Annotated in this window: 18 protein-coding genes and 1 riboswitch; of the genes, 17 read left to right on the top strand and 1 reads right to left on the bottom strand. The window is 50.9% G+C overall.

What is annotated here, in order from left to right:
• Nucleotides 1-20: 20 nt before the first annotated feature.
• From PVA01S_RS07570 to PVA01S_RS07515, 12 genes are all read left to right on the top strand, one after another.
• Nucleotides 21-1,526, top strand: a complete 1,506-nt coding sequence (locus PVA01S_RS07570; protein ID WP_280531811.1) for a xylose ABC transporter ATP-binding protein — start codon at nucleotides 21-23, stop codon at nucleotides 1,524-1,526.
• Between the two features lies 1 nt (nucleotide 1,527).
• Nucleotides 1,528-2,697 (top strand): sugar ABC transporter permease, encoded by a 1,170-nt coding sequence (locus PVA01S_RS07565; protein ID WP_230875979.1) that lies wholly within the window; start codon nucleotides 1,528-1,530, stop codon nucleotides 2,695-2,697.
• 25 nt (nucleotides 2,698-2,722) lie between these two features.
• On the top strand, nucleotides 2,723-3,727 hold the full coding sequence (iolG, locus tag PVA01S_RS07560; protein ID WP_127606615.1) for an inositol 2-dehydrogenase: 1,005 nt from the start codon (nucleotides 2,723-2,725) through the stop codon (nucleotides 3,725-3,727).
• A gap of 94 nt (nucleotides 3,728-3,821) precedes the next feature.
• Nucleotides 3,822-4,820 carry a LacI family DNA-binding transcriptional regulator gene (locus PVA01S_RS07555; protein ID WP_127606494.1) on the top strand — a complete coding sequence of 333 codons (999 nt, stop codon included), beginning with the start codon at nucleotides 3,822-3,824 and terminating at the stop codon, nucleotides 4,818-4,820.
• Between the two features lie 39 nt (nucleotides 4,821-4,859).
• Nucleotides 4,860-5,504, top strand: coding sequence for a pyrophosphatase PpaX (gene ppaX, locus PVA01S_RS07550; protein WP_127606492.1), 645 nt, complete (start codon nucleotides 4,860-4,862; stop codon nucleotides 5,502-5,504).
• Nucleotides 5,505-5,792: 288 nt separating this feature from the next.
• Nucleotides 5,793-6,827 (top strand): zinc-binding dehydrogenase, encoded by a 1,035-nt coding sequence (locus tag PVA01S_RS07545; RefSeq protein ID WP_307720668.1) that lies wholly within the window; start codon nucleotides 5,793-5,795, stop codon nucleotides 6,825-6,827.
• A gap of 286 nt (nucleotides 6,828-7,113) precedes the next feature.
• Complete coding sequence (locus PVA01S_RS27475; RefSeq protein ID WP_230875980.1) at nucleotides 7,114-7,275, top strand: GapA-binding peptide SR1P; 162 nt, start codon at nucleotides 7,114-7,116, stop codon at nucleotides 7,273-7,275.
• Nucleotides 7,276-7,443: 168 nt separating this feature from the next.
• Nucleotides 7,444-8,256: a hydroxyethylthiazole kinase gene (gene thiM / locus PVA01S_RS07535; RefSeq protein ID WP_054798912.1), complete on the top strand. Its 813-nt coding sequence runs from the start codon at nucleotides 7,444-7,446 to the stop codon at nucleotides 8,254-8,256.
• A gap of 69 nt (nucleotides 8,257-8,325) precedes the next feature.
• A riboswitch (cyclic di-AMP (ydaO/yuaA leader) is annotated at nucleotides 8,326-8,464 on the top strand.
• 167 nt (nucleotides 8,465-8,631) lie between these two features.
• Entirely contained in the window at nucleotides 8,632-8,976 is a 345-nt protein-coding gene (locus PVA01S_RS07530) for a hypothetical protein (RefSeq protein WP_127606490.1), read from the top strand.
• A gap of 80 nt (nucleotides 8,977-9,056) precedes the next feature.
• The gene (locus PVA01S_RS07525; protein ID WP_127606488.1) at nucleotides 9,057-9,659 is read left to right on the top strand and encodes a DedA family protein; all 603 of its coding nucleotides are present in this window, start codon (nucleotides 9,057-9,059) and stop codon (nucleotides 9,657-9,659) included.
• 118 nt (nucleotides 9,660-9,777) lie between these two features.
• On the top strand, nucleotides 9,778-11,181 hold the full coding sequence (locus tag PVA01S_RS07520) for a diguanylate cyclase domain-containing protein (RefSeq protein WP_164751767.1): 1,404 nt from the start codon (nucleotides 9,778-9,780) through the stop codon (nucleotides 11,179-11,181).
• Between the two features lie 142 nt (nucleotides 11,182-11,323).
• A complete protein-coding gene (locus PVA01S_RS07515; RefSeq protein ID WP_164751766.1) occupies nucleotides 11,324-12,775 on the top strand; it encodes an FAD-dependent oxidoreductase in 1,452 nt (483 codons plus the stop codon).
• Nucleotides 12,776-13,001: 226 nt separating this feature from the next.
• On the opposite strand, the gene PVA01S_RS07510 is transcribed toward PVA01S_RS07515, so the two are convergent.
• Nucleotides 13,002-13,679 (bottom strand): GntR family transcriptional regulator, encoded by a 678-nt coding sequence (locus tag PVA01S_RS07510; RefSeq protein ID WP_054795400.1) that lies wholly within the window; start codon nucleotides 13,677-13,679, stop codon nucleotides 13,002-13,004.
• Between the two features lie 464 nt (nucleotides 13,680-14,143).
• Between PVA01S_RS07510 and PVA01S_RS07505 the strand changes: the two genes are divergently transcribed.
• From PVA01S_RS07505 to PVA01S_RS07485, 5 genes are all read left to right on the top strand, one after another.
• On the top strand, nucleotides 14,144-15,208 hold the full coding sequence (locus PVA01S_RS07505) for a sugar ABC transporter substrate-binding protein (RefSeq protein WP_054798918.1): 1,065 nt from the start codon (nucleotides 14,144-14,146) through the stop codon (nucleotides 15,206-15,208).
• 227 nt (nucleotides 15,209-15,435) lie between these two features.
• The gene (locus tag PVA01S_RS07500; protein WP_127606482.1) at nucleotides 15,436-16,983 is read left to right on the top strand and encodes a sugar ABC transporter ATP-binding protein; all 1,548 of its coding nucleotides are present in this window, start codon (nucleotides 15,436-15,438) and stop codon (nucleotides 16,981-16,983) included.
• Nucleotides 16,984-17,015: 32 nt separating this feature from the next.
• On the top strand, nucleotides 17,016-18,047 hold the full coding sequence (locus PVA01S_RS07495; RefSeq protein WP_127606480.1) for an ABC transporter permease: 1,032 nt from the start codon (nucleotides 17,016-17,018) through the stop codon (nucleotides 18,045-18,047).
• A 142-nt stretch (nucleotides 18,048-18,189) separates the two neighbouring features.
• Nucleotides 18,190-19,851 (top strand): GMC family oxidoreductase, encoded by a 1,662-nt coding sequence (locus PVA01S_RS07490; protein ID WP_127606478.1) that lies wholly within the window; start codon nucleotides 18,190-18,192, stop codon nucleotides 19,849-19,851.
• Between the two features lie 19 nt (nucleotides 19,852-19,870).
• The gene (locus tag PVA01S_RS07485; protein WP_127606476.1) at nucleotides 19,871-20,578 is read left to right on the top strand and encodes a gluconate 2-dehydrogenase subunit 3 family protein; all 708 of its coding nucleotides are present in this window, start codon (nucleotides 19,871-19,873) and stop codon (nucleotides 20,576-20,578) included.
• The last annotated feature ends 138 nt before the right edge of the window (nucleotides 20,579-20,716 follow it).

Below are 20,716 nucleotides of genomic sequence, written 5' to 3'. Positions count from 1 at the left end.
GTGATACTTTGAGCGAATATATGTTGGAGATGAATCGCATAACCAAAGAGTTTCCTGGCGTCAAGGCGCTCAATCAAGTGAACATACAAATTAAAGAGGGCGAGGTTCACGGTCTTTGCGGAGAGAACGGCGCTGGAAAATCGACGATTATTAAGATTCTTAGCGGCGTATACCCATACGGCACTTACGATGGGGAAATTGTAATCCGCAAGGAAGTGCAGCATTTTCAGCATACGGCCGATTCCGAGCGGGCAGGCATCGTATGTATCCATCAGGAGCTGGCTCTCGTCCAGGAGCTTTCCGTGCAAGAAAACATTTTTCTCGGCAACGAACCGACAAAGATGGGCGTCATTCAGTGGGATGAGCTTTACCGGAATACGACGGCGTTGTTGAAAGAGCTGGATTTAAAGATCAATCCTAATGAAAAGGTGAAGAACCTGGGTGTCGGACAGCAGCAGTTGGTCGAAATTGCCAAGGCGCTGTCGAAAAAAGCAAAAATTTTAATCCTTGACGAGCCGACCTCGGCATTGACGGAGCACGAGGTCGAGATTCTGATGAACATCATAAGGAAGCTTAAGGAAAATGGCGTAACCTGCATCTATATCTCCCATAAATTCAACGAAATTTTTGAAATTTGCGATTCTGTTTCCATTCTTCGGGATGGGACCTATGTCGGAACGAAAGACATTCATGAGCTTGACCGTGAATCGTTAATCTATATGATGGTCGGCAGAAAGCTCGATAAAATGTTTCCCCGCGAGCCTCATACGAGGAAAGAGCTTTCCCTTGAAGTGAAAAACTTCTCGGTATACGACGAGCAGAACCCCGGGCGGAAGCTTGTCGACCGTGTCAATCTTCAAGCTTACAAGGGCGAAATTCTCGGCATATCCGGCTTGATGGGCTCGGGAAGAACAGAGCTGGTATCCGGCATTTTCGGCGCATTCCCCGGGAAGAAGGAAGGGGAGGTATGGATTGATGGGGTTAAAGCGAGGATCGAGAGTCCCGTCGAAGCGACCGAATACGGCATCGCGCTTGTTTCCGAGGATCGGAAAAAATACGGTCTTGTGCTCGACATGAGCATAGCTGAGAATATCACCTTAGCCAGCTTGAATAAAATTTCGGCATTCGTCCTTCATCCCGATGATGAAATTCAGTATTCCCAAAAATACGTCTCCGCTTTAAACGTTAAGACATCCAGCGTCGAGACACAGGTTAAAAATCTCAGCGGGGGCAACCAGCAAAAAGTCGTCATCGGCAAATGGCTGATGACCGAGCCTAAAATTTTGATTCTCGATGAGCCCACGCGCGGCATCGACGTTGGGGCGAAGTTTGAAATTTATAAAATCATGAACGAGCTTGTAGAGGCGGGCGTTACCGTCATTATGATTTCATCGGACCTTGAAGAGGTGCTCGGCATTAGCGACCGGATCCTGGTTATGTGTGAAGGCAGAATCGAAGGCGAGCTCGACTATCGGGAGGCTACGCAAGAGAAAATTATGCATTATGCAACCGGAGGAGGTAGATGAAATGGAACATAAACTGGCCGCAGCTCCGGGCACTCCTGCAGGGCAGCTGACGAAAAAAATCGATATCCGTTCGTATGCGATGATTGCGGGATTAATTATTTTATGGATCATCTTTTCCGTATTAACGGACGGAACGTTCCTTAGCGCGCGCAACATTTCCAACCTGACCGTACAAATGTCGGTGGTCTCGATATTGGCTACCGGAATGGTGCTTATCATCGTAACCGGGAATATCGATCTTTCGGTCGGTTCTCTTGTCGGATTGGTCGGCGGGGTTGCGGCAGCTTTAATGGCCTGGGAAGGTTGGGGAACGGTTCCAACCCTATTCGCCGTGCTTCTTTTGGGCGTGATCGTCGGAGGCATCCAAGGCTTTGCGACTGTTTATCTGAATATTCCGTCTTTTATTGTCACGCTTGGCGGTATGATGGTGTTTAAAGGAATATTAATCGGCATAACGAAAGGGATTTCGATCGCGCCGATGAATCCGAGCTATAAAGTGCTGGGCGATCAATATGTAAATAGTTTGTTCGGCCTGATCTTGACGATCATGGCGATTGTTCTCCTAGTTTATTTTACGTTAAAGAAGAGAGGTTCCAGGAAGAAAAACGGCCTGGAGCTGGAACCGGCCGGCAAATTGGCCGCCCGCTTGATTTTATTTACCGGTTTGATGGTCATTTTCTATCTCTCGATGCACTCTTACAAAGGCTATCCCATTCCCGTCCTCATCATGCTGGGACTCGTTCTGCTGTTCTCGTTCATTGCGGGCAGCACGAAGTTCGGGCGTTATATTTATGCCATCGGGGGCAATATGCAGGCGGCAAAATATTCCGGTATCCAAGTCAAAAAGATTGTGCTGCTCGTCTTTATGCTGAACGGCTTGGTAGCGGCCATCGCCGGTATCGTCTTATCCGCAAGGCTTAACGCCGGTGCTCCCAGCTCGGGTAATATGATGGAGCTTGACGCGATTGCCGCGGCAGTTATCGGCGGAACGAGTCTGATGGGCGGCCGGGGCAAGGTGGTGGGCGCTATCCTGGGGGCGCTCATTATGGCAAGCCTGGATAACGGCATGAGCCTGCTCAATATGGAAGCTTTTTGGCAGTATATTGTGAAAGGCCTTATTCTGGTATTGGCCGTATGCTTTGATGTCATGACGAAAAATAAGAGCGCGTAAGACGCGTGGAGGGACAGGTGTGGATATGCAGGGAGACATTCGTTGCGCGGCTATCGGGCTGGGCCGCTTGGGGTATTGGCACGCCGAAAATCTTCATACGAAAATCAAATCCGCCAAACTGGTCAAAGTGGCGTCCTCCCGGGCGGAGACGGCAGAAAGGGTGGCAAGGGAGCTCGGGGTCGAGGCATGGACGACGAATCCGGATGATGTGTTTACGGACCCGGATATCGACGCTGTGATCCTATCGACGCCTACCGATACCCATGCCCGATTTCTGAAAACAGCGGCCTTGCACGGCAAACATATTTTTGTGGAAAAGCCGATAGCGAAGTCTGTGGAAGAAGGCCGCGAGCTTGTTCGCTTGGTGGAAGAAACCGGCATTACCTGCCAAGTCGGGTTTATGAGGCGCTTTGATCCGGCCTACGCCGAGGCGAAGAAAAGAATCAATGCCGGCGATATCGGCCGGCCGATCTATTTTAAAGGCGTCAGCCGGGACCCCGTATCTCCGCCGGAGGCGTATATTAAACATAGCGGCGGCATCTTTCTCGATCTTGCCGTCCACGATTTTGACATGGCCCGATACTTAATGGGGTCTGAAGTGCGGTCCGTCAGGTCTATGGGAAGCATTCAGCTTCACGCCTTCATGGGCGAATACGGGGATGTCGATCAGGCGCTAACCTACCTAAACTTCGAATCGGGCGCGGCCGGCGATGTCGAATCGAGCCGGAACGCCGGCTACGGATACGACATCCGGGGCGAGGTGGTCGGGACGGAAGGCACGCTGCAGATCGGCTCCTTGAGGCATCACGATTTGCGCATTTTGGGACCCAAGGGAAGCAGCCACGATATTATTCCTGAGTTTGCGACAAAATTCAAGGATGCGTTTCTGCTGGAAATGACTCATTTTATCGATTGCCTTCGTCATGGACAAAAGCCTTCGTGTACGGCCATCGACGGACTTCGGGCCTTGGAAATTGCCCAAGCGGCTGCCGACGCCTTTCTCTCCAAGGAAGAAACGAGGGTGCTTTGAATTCCTCCATTGCATGATCAAAACCTTTGAAAGTATAATATAATGAAGGGAGTTAAACGTTTTCCTTGAATATATAGAAAATGAGGTTTGTGCAATGGGTATTAATATTTTCGACATTGCTAAGGAAGCCGAAGTATCCATCGCTACGGTATCGAAAGTTGTCAATAATACCGGCAGAATTAGTGATAAAACGAGAAAAAAAGTGTTGGAGATTATCGAAAAGCATAATTATACGCCGAATTCGCTCGCTACGGCTTTAACCGGAAAATTCAGCTATACGCTCGGATTGATCATTCCGAATTTGGCCAACCCTTTTTTTGGGGAAATCGCCAAAAGCGTCGAGGACCGCGCGAGGGAACTCGGTTTCAGCGTGATGATCTGCAGCACGGATTACGATGCGGACAGGGAAGCTTCCTATTTTACACTGCTGCAAAAAAAACGTGTGGACGGAGTCATTATCCTGTCGGGCTTTGAAGACCAGCAAACGATTACGAGAAATCTGGTCAAGCCGAATATGCCTGTTGCTCTGATCGCCCGGGATATTCCGACCATATCCATCAACTCCGTTTCGATCGATGATTTTGTCGGAGGCTATGAAGCAGCCAAACATCTCATAGGACTCGGCCATCGCAGAATGGGGCTTATTGTGGAAAATATCCGGTGCGCCAAGGAAAGGGTTCGCGGCTTCAATCAGGCTCTGGAGGAGCATGATCTGCAGCTTGATGAAAGCCTTGTCCTGCTTGGCGAGGCCACCGTTCCTAACGGGAAAAAGCTGGCTCTGCAGCTGCTGAGCGGGGACGAACCGCCGACGGCTATATTTGCGACCAACGACCTTCTGGCCATCGGCACGATCCAGGCGGCGAACGAGCACGGACTGAAGGTGCCTCAGGATGTATCCGTGATCGGCTTTGACAACACGATGCTGGCCACGATTACGGACCCTCCGCTAACGACGATAGCTCAACCGATGGAACAGATGGGAAGGCAGATCGTCGATTTGCTTGTTCAGGAATTGAAGGGCGATGTGACGCATAAACAGCGGATTGTGCTGCTGCCGGAGCTTGTAGTGAGAAAGTCTACGGGTTTACGATAAGGGACGGGCCGTAAAATAGATGGAGAAGGTGGGAGGACGTTGTTTACAACGGTTCTTTTTGATTTGGACGGGACAATTGTCGATACGAATGAGCTGATTATCCGTTCCTTTATGCATGTTCTGAAAGACGCTCCCCATGCGGAAAGCTGCAGCCGGGAGTTTATCGCCCAAAGCATGGGGCTGCCATTAAGAGAGCAGCTCGAGGTCTATACAAAGTCAACAGAGGTAGAGCCTTATATAAAAGCTTACCGAGCGTATAACGAGACCCATCACGACCGTTTAGTGAAATCGTTTCCTCATGTGAAAGAGACGTTAGAAGCGCTGCACGAGGCAGGTATCCGGCTAGGCGTTGTGACAAGTAAAATAAAGAAAACGGCCGTGATGGGGTTACAAGCAACCGGACTGCTGCCCTATATGGATACGCTTGTTACGGAAGAAGACGTCCAAAGAGGGAAACCGGACCCGGAGCCGATTCGGAAGGCGCTTGCCTTGCTGGATGCCTCCCCGGAGCATACCTTGATGGTCGGCGACAGTCACTATGACATTTTGTCCGCCCGTGGCGCGGGAGTAGCTTCCGCCGCGGTCTCTTGGTCGCTCAAGGGAGAAGCGTACTTGAAAACTTTTTCTCCCGATTTTGTGATTCGGGATATGAGGGAACTGAAACGGATCGTTGGCGTCGAATAGTGTCCGGCAGTTTCCGAATAAATAAACGGAAGTATTGACACAAATGCACAACCATGGTATTTTTTTCTTGTATAAATTTTGAGTTATTCATCTCACTATCGGTGCGAGGCGGCAGCACATTCGACTGGAAGCAGGTGCGCCGGAAAGCGTTGGACCGAAGAAGAAGCATTGCCATAACATATTCGGGAAGCCCGGCAGTCATGCTGGGCTTCTTGAGCAAACGCGTAGTGCTGCCCGCCGCGATTGGCCTGGACGTTCTGCAGCCTGAACATACCTGAGGAGGAAACAATGATGAAAGCGCTTGTACTGGAAGGTGCTAAAAACTTGATCCTGAGGCAAGTCGAAGATCCGAAGCCGGCGGAAGATGGCGTTCTGCTGAAAGTTATGGCGAATGGCGTATGCCGAAGCGATCATCACTTTTGGGAAAGCGGGCTCGTTCCCGTTAATATTCTAGGCCATGAATTTAGCGGCGTTGTGGAAGAGGTAGGCAGCAAAGTGACCCGGTTTAAGAAGGGCGATCGAGTCACGGTGCCGTTTTCCGGAAGCGAAGGCGCTTGTCCGCATTGTGTAAGCGGCCATTCCCATCTTTGCGATTCGCTCTTAATGCCCGGCTTAACGTATCAGGGCGGCTACGCCGAATATGTGGCGGTTCCTGTCGCTGACCGGAATATGATCCATTTGCCCGAAGAAATCAGTTTTGCCGAAGCATCGGCCCTGGGCTGCCGATTTATTACCGCTTTCCACGGCATCGTGGACCGGGTTCAGGTGCTTCCCGGCGAGTGGGTTGTTGTTTACGGCTGCGGAGGGGTAGGTCTATCGGCGGTCAATATCGCCTCCGCTATGGGGGCGAATGTGATCGGCGTGGACATCAACGATGCCAACCTCGATTTGGCGAAGCAAATGGGAGCCGCTTACACGGTCAACAGCAGGACGACCGATCCGATTGCAGCCGTCAACGAAATGACACAAGGCGGAGCGGATGTGTCGGTAGACGCGCTCGGGCTGTCGCAGACGGCGGTTAGCGCGATCAGAAGCTTGCGCAAGCGCGGCCGGCATCTTCAAATCGGCATGACGTCGAAGCAGGATGCGGGGTCCATCGCGATTCCGGTCGATGAGATGATCCTGAAAGAACTTTCTTTCATTACGAGCTTCGGCATGCCGGCGCATCGCTATCATGCTGTACTGCCCCTCGTATCCAACGGGAAATTGACGCCGGGGAAAATGGTGACGCGAGAAGTTTCGCTTTCCGAGGTGAACGGCATATTCGAGGAAATGAGCAGCTTTAAAAATACGGGAACGTATGTCGTCACCAAGTTCGGGTAAAGCGGCGTTGGCCGGCAGCTGCCGGTATAGTCGTGTTGGCGGGCGCCGGCAATGCAGGTCAAACTCGGCGAGTTGTGAGCAATAAAGGAAGATTTTCTGCTATTCCGTGTGTACTTAATGAAATTACAACCTGAATTAAATATTTTATTCGAGATTATCGTTAAATATAACGACATAAATAAGAAGAATAGTGTATAATAAATAGGAATAACATGTTATTGAAAAGGCGAATGCCAGCTTGGCTGCCGAGCTAATCCGACTTCATGAAAGAAAGGATGGATCATGCATGGAAAACTCCTCGATTAGCGTAGACCTGGGTGTAATCTTGTGTAAGCATTGCGCTGAAATTATTGGCACGTTCGATTCCGAGAAGGTGACTACGTATTATTCGGATTGCCAGGAGCCGGACTGCTTGGAAACGAGAAAGAACCCCAATAACCAACAATGAAAGCTATCGGGAAAGCTCTGCAACATGATCAAACCTAACGGGATTTGAAGCTCTCGCGGGTGTATGGCGGGGGCTTCTTTATTTATATCTGTGCGCTCGTATAAAGCGCTTGGCAAACCATCCGCGATATGAGATAGTATCATGTAACCGGAAGAAGGGGATGGGGTAATGAACGTTCAATATTTCGCGGATATTCTTGATAAGGTGCGGATCCATAAACCGCTCGTGCACAATATTACGAATGTAGTCGTAACGAATTTCACGGCGAACGGCCTGCTGGCCTTAGGAGCATCGCCGGTTATGGCATATGCTCACGAAGAGGTTGCAGAGATGGCGCAAATCGCCGGCGCCCTCGTCTTGAATATAGGCACGCTGGACGACCGTATCGTTCACGCCATGCGGATCGCGGGGCAATCGGCGAACGCGCATGGCGTTCCGATTGTTTTCGATCCGGTGGGAGCCGGGGCGACGGCATATCGCACGGAAACGGCCCGTTCGCTCATGAAGGAGCTGCGGATCTCGGTACTTCGAGGCAATGCTGCGGAAGTGGCTAACGTCGTCGGGAAATCGTGGAGCATTAAAGGCGTGGACGATGCAGGCAGTGCGGCCGGGGAAGTGCCTGCGCTTGTCCGGCAAGCGGCGCGGGCGATGAGCTGTGTCGTCATCGTCACAGGCCGTGACGATTATGTGAGCGACGGCGAGGCGACGTATCGGGTGAGCAATGGTACGCCGCTGCTGACCCAAGTGACCGGAACAGGCTGCTTGCTGACTTCGGTGGTCGGCGCCTTCCTTGCGGTGGAGAACGATCAAGCGGCTGCTGCTGTGGCGGCATTGGCTTATTATGGGGTTGCCGCAGAGCGAGCGGTCCAGATCGCCGGCTCCGACAATCCGGGCAGTTTTCAGATCGAATTGCTGAATCAGCTGCACAAGACGGATGGCGAAGTTGTACGTCGGCAGGCGAAAATAACTCGCGTGGAGTAAGCGACCGGAACAACTTCTCAATGAATTGTAAGATTTTGGATTATTGACTTGCGAATAGCAGTTTTGTATGATGAAATCACGCTTAATTTCCGGTTTACACGAAACCGGAAAGCGGGGGAACCAATGAAATTGGGGCGAATCATTCCATGTAGGGAACCATCTTTCCCGAGCCCGACAGCTAACCTCGTCAGCAGTAGATGGGTCAAATTGTGTATGTATGCAGACTTGCATCGTTGACCCGTGAATCCGGGTCTTTTTGTGCTCCAGACCCGTCGCAGTCCAGGACGATAAGCGCTAGATGATAGCGCATCCTGGCTGGATTCGGGTCTTTTTTGTTTTTATGATAACATCATAGCTTAAGTAAGGAGGATCATGATGCTCCAGCGAATTACTTCTTCCCACCTGCAAGAACTGACAGATGTTCAAAAAGAATACCTGCGAAACCATTGGATTCCACAAGAAGGCGAATATATAGCTATGGGTGACCACGAAGAGATGATTTATTACTTGAACGGGGTCGAGAAACATAAAGCGCTTCCATTATTAACGATCGGACAAATGTTAAGCTACTTAAATAAACATGACCATTCCGTCCGTATTCAACATGTTTCCGGAGAATGGGTCGTGCAGACCTCTATGATTGAAACGAAGGCTATTGAATTAAGTCATGCTTTATGGGAAGCGTTTAAATCGGTTTTGGACAAGAACACAACACGATGATGTTGTGTTCTTGTTTGTATGAGACCTGAAACCGTCGATTTTTTTTCGCGTATTGCTACGGAAACAAGATGAGGTGAGTAATGGAACAGATATTATTGGAGTTTATTGGCTATTTCAAACAATTATCGTACATAGGCGTCGTTTTGGCGCTGACTTTCGAGTTTGTTCCGGCAGAGCTGGTTCTTCCCCTCGTCGGTTATTGGGTCTATGAAGGGGATATGAACTTGGGGCTGGCTATTCTGGCAGGGACAGTCGGAGGGGTAACAGGACCCTTGACTCTATACGCATTAGGAAAGTATGGGGGGAGGCCGGTGATAATAAAGTTTGGCAAGTTCTTTTTTATACGGACGAAAGAGATTGATAAGGCCGAACGATTTTTCCATAAGTATGGGGCGGGCGTAGCTTTTCTGGGCCGGTTTATCCCGGGGGTTCGGACCGCTGTTTCGCTTCCGTGCGGCATGGCCAGAATGAGTGTCTGGAAGTTCTCGTTATTTACGTTTTGTGCCATGCTGCCTATAACGAGTTTATACGTTTATCTTGGGTACAAGCTTGGTCCCAATTGGCACGAGGTCGGGGAGCTGGCGAAGGGGTATTTGTTCCCGGTTGCCGCCGTGATTGTGGCCGGTCTTCTCGTTTATTCAGCTGTGAAATTATTCAATCGCAATAAAGAAAGAACGACGTAGGAGACGAAAGACGGTGTGGTTTTTGAATGGTAAAATTTTAACGGGCATGGAGGATGCGGATGGTTCATGTCGAATATGTGAGTAATTATTTTACCTTCACGGAACTGAGATGGTGCCCATGTTAGAACATATAAAAGAGAAGACAAGTGATTACCTGCTGACATTAATTCAAATCATGCCTGATATCATTGTTTTTAAAGACGGTAAAGGGGCATGGGTTGAAGCGAATGATGCTGCGCTGCAGTTATTTGAGTTAGACCGTGACGCGTATAAGGGGAAAACAAATCTTGATTTTCAACGTTCTAAGCCGCATATGGAAGAGTTTTTTCATACATGCGAAGAAACCGACAATGAAGCCTGGAGACGAGGCAAAACGATTCATTTTGAAGAAAAATTCAAGCGTTCCGACGGCTCGACCGTAATTATCGAGTTTATTAAAGAACCTGTTATGGCCGAGGATGGTCGGCGGGAGTGGTTAATTGTTGTCGGCCGCGACATTACTGAACGAAAGTTAATTCAAGATCATTTGAACGAGCAAAATGTGGTTCTGGAAATGGTTGCCAAAGGCAGGCCGCTACAAGATATTTTAGGTCACATTATTGAATTTGTAGAGAAGCAAACAGAGGCTGTTTGTTCCATTCTGCTGCTTGAAAACGATTTATTAAAACATGGAATGGCTCCCCGTCTTCCGGCTTCTTTCTTGCGGGCTGTAGACGGCATACGAATTGGACCGGACATGGGTTCTTGCGGAACCGCCGCCTATTATAACAAAAATATTATTGTATCTGACATTGAGAATGATCCGTTATGGCGGGATTTCCGCGAGATTGCGCTGGATCACGGGTTTCGGGCTTGCTGGTCTGTCCCCTTTACGGATAAAGACAATCAGGTGATCGGAACATTCGCTATCTATTACAAGACTCGAAAATCTCCCGAAACCAGGGAACTCCAAATGATCGAGCGTTCCGCTTATTTAATAGGGCTGGTAATCGAACGTAATAAAGCGGAGGAAACCATTCGGAAATTGGCATTTTTCGATTCCTTAACTGAACTCCCCAACCGTAAATCGTTTCAACATATCCTTGAAAAGACGATGGCCGAAGCCAAACAAAAAAATCAATTGTTTGCCGTGCTTTATCTGGATTTGGATGGATTCAAATTCATTAATGACTCGATGGGTCATTCCGTCGGCGATCTTCTTCTGCAGCGTGTGTCCCAGCGCTTACAAGATCTTGTATCGGATAAAGGGATTGTTTCACGTCAAGGCGGTGACGAATTCACCATCCTACTGCCAAATACGTCAAAAGCGGAAACGGAAGCTTACTGCCAGAAGATTATGGAGGCATTGAATGCGCCCTTCCATATTCAAGATCATGATCTGTATATTTCAACAAGCATTGGGATCAGCATGTTCCCGTTTGATGGAGAAACGATAGAAGCATTGGTAAAAAATGCGGATATGGCGATGTATCATGCGAAGAGGCAGGGCAGAAATCACGGAATGCCTCGCCATGAAGCTTGACCGAGCCGCAAAAACATGAAGAAGCCCCTCTTCGGATGGGGCTTCTTCATGTTTTTGGGCTGAGATGTGTAAATATAAATATTGACAATTCATTGATAACGCTTTAATATACATGTATACAAGACGTTATACATGTATACAAGTGCTCCGCGAGGAGCAGCAATCAACCGACACTTCTACATATCGTAAAACTTTCAGAGGAGGGATTGTTATGCAAGTGCATGATCAATGGGATGTAATTGTGGTTGGCGGGGGAACGGCGGGGGCGCCGGCAGCTATTGCGGCAGCTAGAAACGGGGCCAAAGTACTTGTGGTCGAAAAGAATGGTTACCTGGGCGGGGCTTCAACTTCTGCACTGGTGTCGCCGTATGCGAACCATTATGACGCTCATGGCGAACCGACGATAGCCGGTCTTTTTAAAGAAATACTTGACTCCTTAAAGGAAATGGGAGCATGCCATGGTCCTATCCGCCCCAAGGAAGGGAACCCGCCTTGGGGGAAAAATCCCGTGATTACGCCTTTCGATGATGAATACCTGAAATTTGTGTTAACGAAGATGGCCAAAGATGCCGGAGTGAGCTTTTTATACCATACCTTGTTGAAGGATGTATGGGTTGAGGATGGCGTAGTGAAAGGCATTACGGTGTTTAACAAATCCGGCGCTCATACTTTATTCAGTAAAGTCATTGTCGACTGCACCGGGGACGCCGACGTCGCTGTGAAAGCGGGGGCCAAAACGGTAAAAGGCCGGGAAAAAGACGGGGAAAAAATGCCCGTCACCGTGTACTGCCGAGTCGGTAACGTGAATGTCGACCGGGTCGAAGAAGAAATCAAGAGAAACCGGGACAATTTCAGATGGTACGCGATAGGCAGTGCGGAAGGAGATCTTCCTGCCGGCAGCCAGCGTAAACAGCTGTTTTGTTCAGGATTTTGGCAGGAAATAGCTGCGGCTAAAGAAAACGGCGAATATAACATAGGCAGAGAAACCTTGAATTTGTTTACAAACGTAAGGGAAGGCGAAGTTACCGTTAATGCTACCCGCGTTAATTTCATAGATGGGACCAATGCGTCTGAAGTTACAGCTGCAGAGGTGGAGCTGCGATACCAGACGATGTCGGTTGTAGATTTCTTAAGAAAACGAGTGCCTGGTTTTGAAAAGTCATTCCTCATCAAGACGGCCAACGAAGCAGGCATTAGGGAAACCCATAGAATCATCGGCGAATATATACTCACGCAGGAGGATGTCGTGAAGGGTACAAGGTTTGATGATGTCGTGGCGCGTGGTGGATATGCTATCGATATTCATAATCCCGGAGATTCGAAGAGCACCTGGATCCAGGTAGACGATAGCTACGATGTACCCTATCGCGCGTTATTGCCTGTTGAACTGGAAGGCTTGCTGGTCGCCGGCCGTTGTATTTCCGCTACGCATGAAGCGGCTGCTGCCGTCCGAGCAATGCCATCCTGCGTGGCAATCGGCGAGGCTGCAGGAACTGCGGCTGCTCTCGCCACGACGAGAGGGCTCACTCCGAAAACAATCGATGTCCAGGAATTAAAACAGGTGCTAACTCAAAATGGCGTTTTACTTGCTTGATGCCGGCTGCTCTTATTCATCACGTTCATCTCCTATGATGGAGATCATCTTCGATCCGGCTGCTGACCAAGGTCAGCAGCCGTTCTTTATTATTGGGGAGAACGATCGGCGGGGCTTTGTTCATCATCTGAGAACGCATCAAAAAGGGACCCTCGAGTTTTTCTCGACGATCCCTTGCTGAAGGTGCTTTGTTGTCTTTTTCAAACCGGACGATTTGCCCGCTGTATTAGAACATCGCTTTCAATATTTCCTTGGTCGTTGTGAAATGCTGACGTAAAATTTGAACCGCCAATTCGTTATCGCCTTGCTTGAGATGAGTCAGAATCTGGGAGTGATCATCCTCCAGGTCTTGGGCCAGCTTGTAGTTTGTTTTGGAGTACAGGCTGTACCGGGATATGGTGTCCTGAAGCGAATCGACAAACTGCTTTAATTTGTTATTTTGTAAGGCGGAAATGATGGTGAGATGAAATTCCGAATTGGTTTTATGAAGCTCCTGCAAGTTTTCCTTTTCAAGGTGGACCTTCGCCATTGTAACGCAATTTTCCAGCTGTTGGATAATTGCGCTGTCGTCTGCTGTAATTTTGCGGAGGGCCTCCGCTTCCACAATCAAGCGTATGTCATAGATTTCTTCGATTTCCTGAATCGTCGGGATCGATACAATCACTTTACGGCCTGAAAGTACGGAAACCAGATTTTCGTTTTCCAAGCTGCGAAGGGCTTCCCGAACCGGGGTACGGCTCACCGATAATTTGTTAGCAATCAGATTCTCGCTCAGCAGCTGTCCGGGCTTTAAATTTCCGTTCAGTATCGCCTTCTTTAAGGTTTGATATACAACTTCTCGCAAAGGCAGGTAGGCAGGGAAGTCTTCAAGCGCTTCCAGCATGATTTCTTCTTGTAGAACCATTTCGTTCATTCCTTTGGTCTTTATAATAATTTCATTACTCAAATTCTAGTCGTATACTTGTATACATATATTATAAACCAGAATCTGAAGTTAATCAATAGCCATCAGCAGGAATTCGTTGCATCGTGGCTAAATGGTTAGGGGGCTGCAGGCGAATTGCGATTGGATACGGCTGCTTAATGGGCGGAAATGAGTTGTGCTGAAGTCGGTTGATGGAGAATATCGCATAAAAACTGGGATATTTGTAGATAAATATATATCTTTCCACATATAGTTTTCAAGCCTTGACAATGGTATTCACTTGGTATACTATTGTGACAACGCTTACATAAGTCAGAATGCTTGAAAAAAATAAGGCGGGATGGAGGAGCTCAACATGCCGGTTAGGTAGAATTGCCATCGAACGGAAGCTGGCCGATGCCGTCAATGTGGGAACAAAAACTGAATAAAGGAGTGTGGTCCAAATGAAAAAGATGGGTCGTACTGTGTTAGGCTTAGGGCTTATTGCGTTAACTCTCAACGGTTGCAGCCAACCGTCCAGTGCGGGTGAGTCCGGGACAAAGGGAGGCGATAACCTCATCATCGGCTTCTCACAACACCGCATTGCCGGAAGCGATTGGTATAAGATGCTGATTGAAGGGGCCAAAGCTCAAGCCGAGAAACAGGGTGTGACGATCTTAGTAACAGACGCTGGAGGAGATGCAGTCCAACAGAACTCGGATATTCAGAACATGATGAGCAGAGGCGCTAAGGGCATTGTAGTGAATGCGCTTGATCCTCGAGGTATAGCGAATACCGTCAATGAACTGGAGAAAGAGGGCATCCCTCTCGTTGCGGTCAACACCCGTCTTAGCCCAGAGCTTGAGAAGAAGTCGTACTGTTTCGTAGCGGAAGATCAGCTGGACACCGCTGCCTCGGCAGGTAAAGAGTTAGCGAGAAAAATTGCGCAGAAATACAGTAAAGACGAGAAGGTCAAACTGGCCGTCATTGGCGGCTACTCCGGCGAAAGTACGACGGCATTACGGCAAGAGGGCTTCCTCAAAGGCTTCAATGGCTACTTCGAAGCGAACCCGGGCCACAAAATTGAAATCCTTCCTATCCGCTATGGCGAATGGCTGCCGGACAAAGCTCGCGTACCGGTTCAACAAATCGCCACGGCGAACCCCGATTTGAAAGCGGTATTCAGCATGAGTGACGTTATGCACGCCGGCATTGAGCAAGGCTTGCGGGAAGCCGGCGTCCTAGACAAAGTGATTATAGTCTCCTACGATGGCGCTATGGCTCTTGCCAAGAAGATGATGGACGAACCGAATGGTCCTCTCCAAGCGACTGTGTCGAACTCGCCGTACCTGCAAGGTGCAACGGCCGTTCAGATGGCGATAGACGCGGTCAAGGGGAACAAGACGAGCTGTCCGGGCGGAGCCAGATACACGGAAAACGTCCTTATCACCCCAGAAAACGCCAAACAGTTCTACGACCCCAACATCAGCTACTACTATTCCAAAGAATCTCTCACCAAACTTCAATAAAAGTATCCCGAACGGGAACATACATGCAGGATGCAGGAAAAGCCATATGACGAACGGTTAACAAGCGCAGTTTACCGCTGAGGTCGAGAAGGCATAAGACGACAGGCAGAGGATCAATGACTTCGAATGCCGGACGCTCGCTGGACGACGGTGAGCCTGCCGATCATGTGTCAGGCTTCCTTCGTCGAAGCGAGCACTCTCACAAATGTGAAAGGAGGCAGCGTCAAATGGTCGAACAAGAAGAGTTGGCTCTCTCCCTTCGAGGGCTCTGTAAGTCATACTCCGGTATCCAGGTGCTGCACCGTATTAACCTGGATATTCGCCGGGGTGAAATCCACTGTCTGGCCGGCCAAAACGGCGCCGGAAAATCTACGATCATCCGTGCGGTGTCCGGAGTGGAAAGGCCTGATAGCGGCACGATTGAGCTGGAGGGCAGACCTGTACGGTTCAACAATCCGCACGACAGTCAACGCGAGGGGATCTTCACTATTTATCAGGAGCTCAGCCTCGTACCGGGCCTCTCGATCGCTGAAAACATTTTTCTCAGCGACTTACCGCGTGGCGCCGGCGGAGTCCTGAATTGGCGAACGATGCGGGAGCGGGCCCGCGAGGCGCTTGAGTGGCTCGGCATCAACATCGATGTGAATCAGCCGGTCAGCTCGTTAACCACCGCCCAACAGCAGGGCGTTGAACTCGCCAAGGTGCTGCATGTGGCAAAAACGCTCCACGGTCGCCCTCCAATCATACTTTTGGATGAACCGACAGCCACCCTGCCTGCGCAGGACGTTAAACGTCTGCTCCAGGTGCTGAAAAGCCTTCAGAAACAGGGTGTGACATTCATCTATATTTCTCATCGAATGGATGAGGTTTTTGAAATCTGTCAGCGGATCACCGTATTGCGCGACGGCCGCAAGGTGGGAACGTACGAGGTTGATCAAACGACGCCGGCGGACATCGTCCGGGCGATGATCGGGAGAAACCTCGGGGGCTTGCTCTTGGGAGAATCGTTGGGGGGAGGCGAGAAGCCCCGTTACGGACTAGGAGGCGATCCCGGGCATGTCGCACTTTCCGTCGAGAACCTCCATGATGGCTCCGTTCTCCACGATATAAGCTTCAAGCTTCACCGTGGCGAGGTGCTCGGCGTGGCGGGTTTGGTGGGAAGCGGACAGTCGGAGTTGGCCGCTTGCCTGTTCGGCGCACGCGAACGGATAAGCGGAAAGATCACGATCAACGGTCGGCCGACGAAGCTCCGAAGTCCAAGCGAGGCCATCCGCGCAGGGATCGGACTTCTTCCGCAAAGCCGCAAAACCGAGGGCCTTGTGTTGAATATGTCAGTAACTGAGAATGTGACGATGGCCAGTTTATCCGATGTGAGCCGCTATTCGGTGATTAACCGCAACCGGGAGGAGCAGAGCGCTCGGGAACTGGGCCTATCGCTGAACATAAAGATGAGGGGTCCGGATCAAAAAGTCGTGAATCTTAGCGGCGGTAACCAGCAGAAAGTGGTGCTTGCCAAATGGTTGGCCAGCCAAACGAAAATATTGATCTTTGACGAGCCTACACGCGGCATTGATGTCGGGGCCAAAGAGGAGATCTACAAGTTGATCGGGGAGTTCGTGCGTGAGGGAGGATCCGTGCTGCTCATGAGTTCGGAGCTTCCAGAAACGCTTATGTGCGATCGTATTCTAGTCATCGCCCGAGGTCGGATCGTTGGCGAGTTCTTGCACGATGAAGTGGATCCTCACGGCGATGTGGTCATCGCGCAATGCTACTGATACAAGAATACAAGTGAAAGGTGGGGACAGTCATGCAGACGCTGAATAAGTCCAGTAAGGAAGAGACGTCGGTGGTATCGCGGGGGCCGCTGTTCGCTTCATCCGGCATCGTCGATCTCATCAAGCGAAGCTACCTCGTTATTTTCTTGGGTCTGGCTGTGGTGGCAGGAGCGATCGCCTCGCCCTATTTTTTGACCGGCCGCAATATCGAGAACATCATCGTGACTGGAGTTGTTGTTTCGATCCTGGCGATCGGTCAGTTCAAAGTCATTGTCACACGCGGCATTGACTTGTCGGTCGGTTCGATTGCCGCTCTGGGAACGGTGATGGTCGCTGTCCTGCTGCGGCAGGGGCTGCCGATTCCGATCGTCATTGCGTTAACCTTGGCCGTATGCGCTGCAGCGGGTTTGATCAACGGCATTGCTGTCGTTTACGGGGGCATTACACCCTTCATTGCCACCTTCGCCATGCTCAGCATCGCCCGAGGGGTTGCGTATCTCATTCAAGTCGGCACCCTGATTGAGGTCTCCAATCCAACCTACCTGAAGCTATTTACAGGAAGTCTCCTGGGAATACCGAACTCCGTCATTCTGGTTATTGTGGTGATGCTCGTCACTGCCTTTATTATGAAATATACAACCTTCGGCCGCCAGCTGTACGCCATCGGCGGCAACCCCGAAGCCGCCCGTCTCTCAGGGCTGCCCGTCAATCGCAATCTGATCACCACCTATGTCATATCCGGACTGTTCTCAGGTCTGGCGGGACTCATCCTGGCCGCCCAGCTTCAGCAGGGCAGCTCGCTGCTCGCCAAGGGATATGAGCTCAATGCCATCGCTTCCGCGGTAGTCGGAGGGACGTCGCTCTTCGGCGGGACCGGCAATCCGATCAGCGCCGTTATAGGCGGTCTCCTCATCGGCATCATTTCCAACATCATGAACCTGGTCGGCATCCTGCCGGAGCCCCAACTGATCGTGCTGGGATTGGTCATTCTCATCGCCGTATTCTTTACCGGCGGGGAAGGTCCCAAACGGCTTAATAAACTGATTAAATGGTTTCGGCGTTGAGGTGAAAGCGAGAGCACAGATTCACTATCCCGGTTCGGCAGCATTCGTCAAGAACGGATGAAACCGATTACAAAAAAGAAGAAGGAAAAGGATAACCTGCCAGAGAATTTATATTGTACATAAATTAGGGAGGGTACGAAGTATGAATTACGCTCATAAGCCAGATCCAGTCGACGTCCTCATCATTGGAACAGGAGCAACCGGCGCAACGGCGGCCAAGGTTTTGACCGAGTCCGGTCTGAAGGTCGTAGCGTTGGAACGCGGTCCATGGTTGAAGCCCGAGCAATTCTCCGGGGATGAACTGAAATTCCTCAACCGGAACTACATTTGGCCGGACGAGAAATTAAAACCGCGTACTTACCGGCCCGATGAGAACGCCCAAACGGTGGTTCGCAGGTTCTCGCCGACTCCCAACCTGGTGGGCGGAGGAACTGTACATATGAGCGGGTGGTTCCCGCGCGCTGCGAAGTCGGATTTCATGCTTCATACCTTGCACGGAGATGTCCCGGGCGCCAGCCTTGCCGATTGGCCTATTACCTACGAAGAGCTCGAGCCGTATTACACCAAGGTGGAGTGGGAGTTCGGCGTATCCGGGAAGGGCGGCTTGAATAAGTACGAGGCACCGCGCAGCAAAGAGTACCCTTGCCCGCCGATGCCGTTGTCCCCTTACGGGAAGGTGTTTCACGAGGCATGCTCCAAGCTGGGCTATAATTCATTCCCGATGCCTCAAGCGGTAATTACAAAGGAGCACAAAGGAAGAAAGCCTTCTAACCACTCCGGGTTCGTGCAGCAGTTCGGCGACCCGACAAGTGGCAGGTCGAGCACCTTGCATACGTTTGTTCCGGAAGCGCTTTCGACGGGGCTGCTGGAACTGCGGCCCGATACTTACGTCCGCGAAATTACGCTGCACAAGGACGGACGCGCCAAGGGAGCCATCTATATCGACGAGAACGGACGCGAGGTCGAGCAGGAGGCCAGCATCGTGATTCTAGCCTGCGGGGCCATTGAATCGGCACGCTTGCTGCTTGCGAGCAAGTCGAATTTATTTCCGGACGGACTGGCGAACAGCAGCGGTCAAGTGGGGAGAAACGTGACTTTTCATGAGTACATCTTCGCCATCGGCTTGTTCGATAAGGAAATTCACGACCCGCTTTACGGCTGGGCGGGATCTTATGTGAATGGAGCTTCCATGGAATTTTACGAGACGGATCAAAGCCGGGGACATATTCTTGGTTCGCTGATCTGTGCGTCCGGCTTGGGCCTTCCGGTGAACTGGACCTTTCCAGGACGGCCGACCTGGGGCAAGGCGGCCAAGGACACAGACCGGGAGCTGTTTAACCACAGCATGAAGATCGGCGTCCTCGTTAACGATCTGCCCCGGGAGACCAACAGGGTTGAACTGGATCCGGAGGTTAAGGATGCCTGGGGACTCCCGGTCGCACGAATAACGCATACCGCTCACCCTAATGACATCCGTCAAGGGAACTGGCAGGTCGATAAGAACATCGAGATATTGAAAGCGGCCGGCGCGAGCAAGACCATCCCCGTGTACATGGATGGCATTAACGGCAACACCTGCCATGAGCAGGGCACAGCCCGGATGGGTAACGACCCCTCGAAGTCCGTGTTGAACAAATGGTGCCGGGCGCATGACGTCGACAACCTGTACGTACTTGACGGGAGCTTCTTACCGAACCTGGGAGTCAATCCGACGCTTACGATTATGGCTAACGCTTGGCGCTGCTCGGAATATATCGCCCAGGTGCACGGCAAAGGTCTGGACGTAGCCGTTCAGGCACGATAAGAAAGGATGTGTAGGAGCGATGACTAGCCAAAGCAACTGGGAGATGCTCCCGATTGACGCCAATACCGACGAGCGGTTGTTCTTCGACGAACACCAATGGTTGACCATCGAGGCCGCCACGGCGCGCATCATTCCCACCGATCACGACCCGGGCGCGCGAGAAGCGAATGTGGTGCGGTATATTGACCGCTACATATCCGGTACCGACTACATTTATGCTAACGCCGACGGCAGCGGATTCCTGCAGCTGGCGGGCAAAGACTTCGAAGCCTGGATTACGCGCATGCAGGCCATGCAGGATAAGTACACGGAGGGCGTCCGCGAGCTGGACGAAGTAAGCCGGGAGAAATTCGGCGCAGCGTTCATCGCGTTGACCGAAGAGCAGCAGGATGAGGTGCTGCTTACGCTCTCCGGCGAGCCGCCGGTACAGCCGTTCCTGATAAACGCGGAGGCCGGGGACGAAGACTCGACCGCCGGCGGCGCACCTCCATCCAATCAGCCCGTTTCGGATGAGGGACTGGACTTTTTTCACACGCTGGTCTTTCATACGAGACAAGGCTTTTATTCAGATCCGGTCTACGGAGGCAACAAAGATCATATCGGGTGGAAAGTAATCGGCTTCGAGGGGCCCAAGTCGCTGGCCGAGACTCAAGATGGCAGTCACACCACGAAGGCATTCCTGAACATGAATGGATGGCCCTATTCCCAAGACCCGCAAAGTCCATGAGAAGGTCCGGACCATGCTGCGGCGTGCCGGGTTCATCCTCATGCGGCAGTGCTTGGACCAGTGAAGGGCGGTCAATCTTGACCCGAAGAGAAGTGGTAATATTGCCAAAATTTCCTTGATTATGGTATTCAATTGGTA

Source organism: Paenibacillus validus NBRC 15382 (assembly GCF_004000985.1).
GTDB lineage: Bacteria > Bacillota > Bacilli > Paenibacillales > NBRC-103111 > Paenibacillus_G > Paenibacillus_G validus.
The sequence above is the reverse complement of the archived record's forward strand: the minus strand, read 5'-3'. Positions and strand labels throughout refer to the sequence as shown.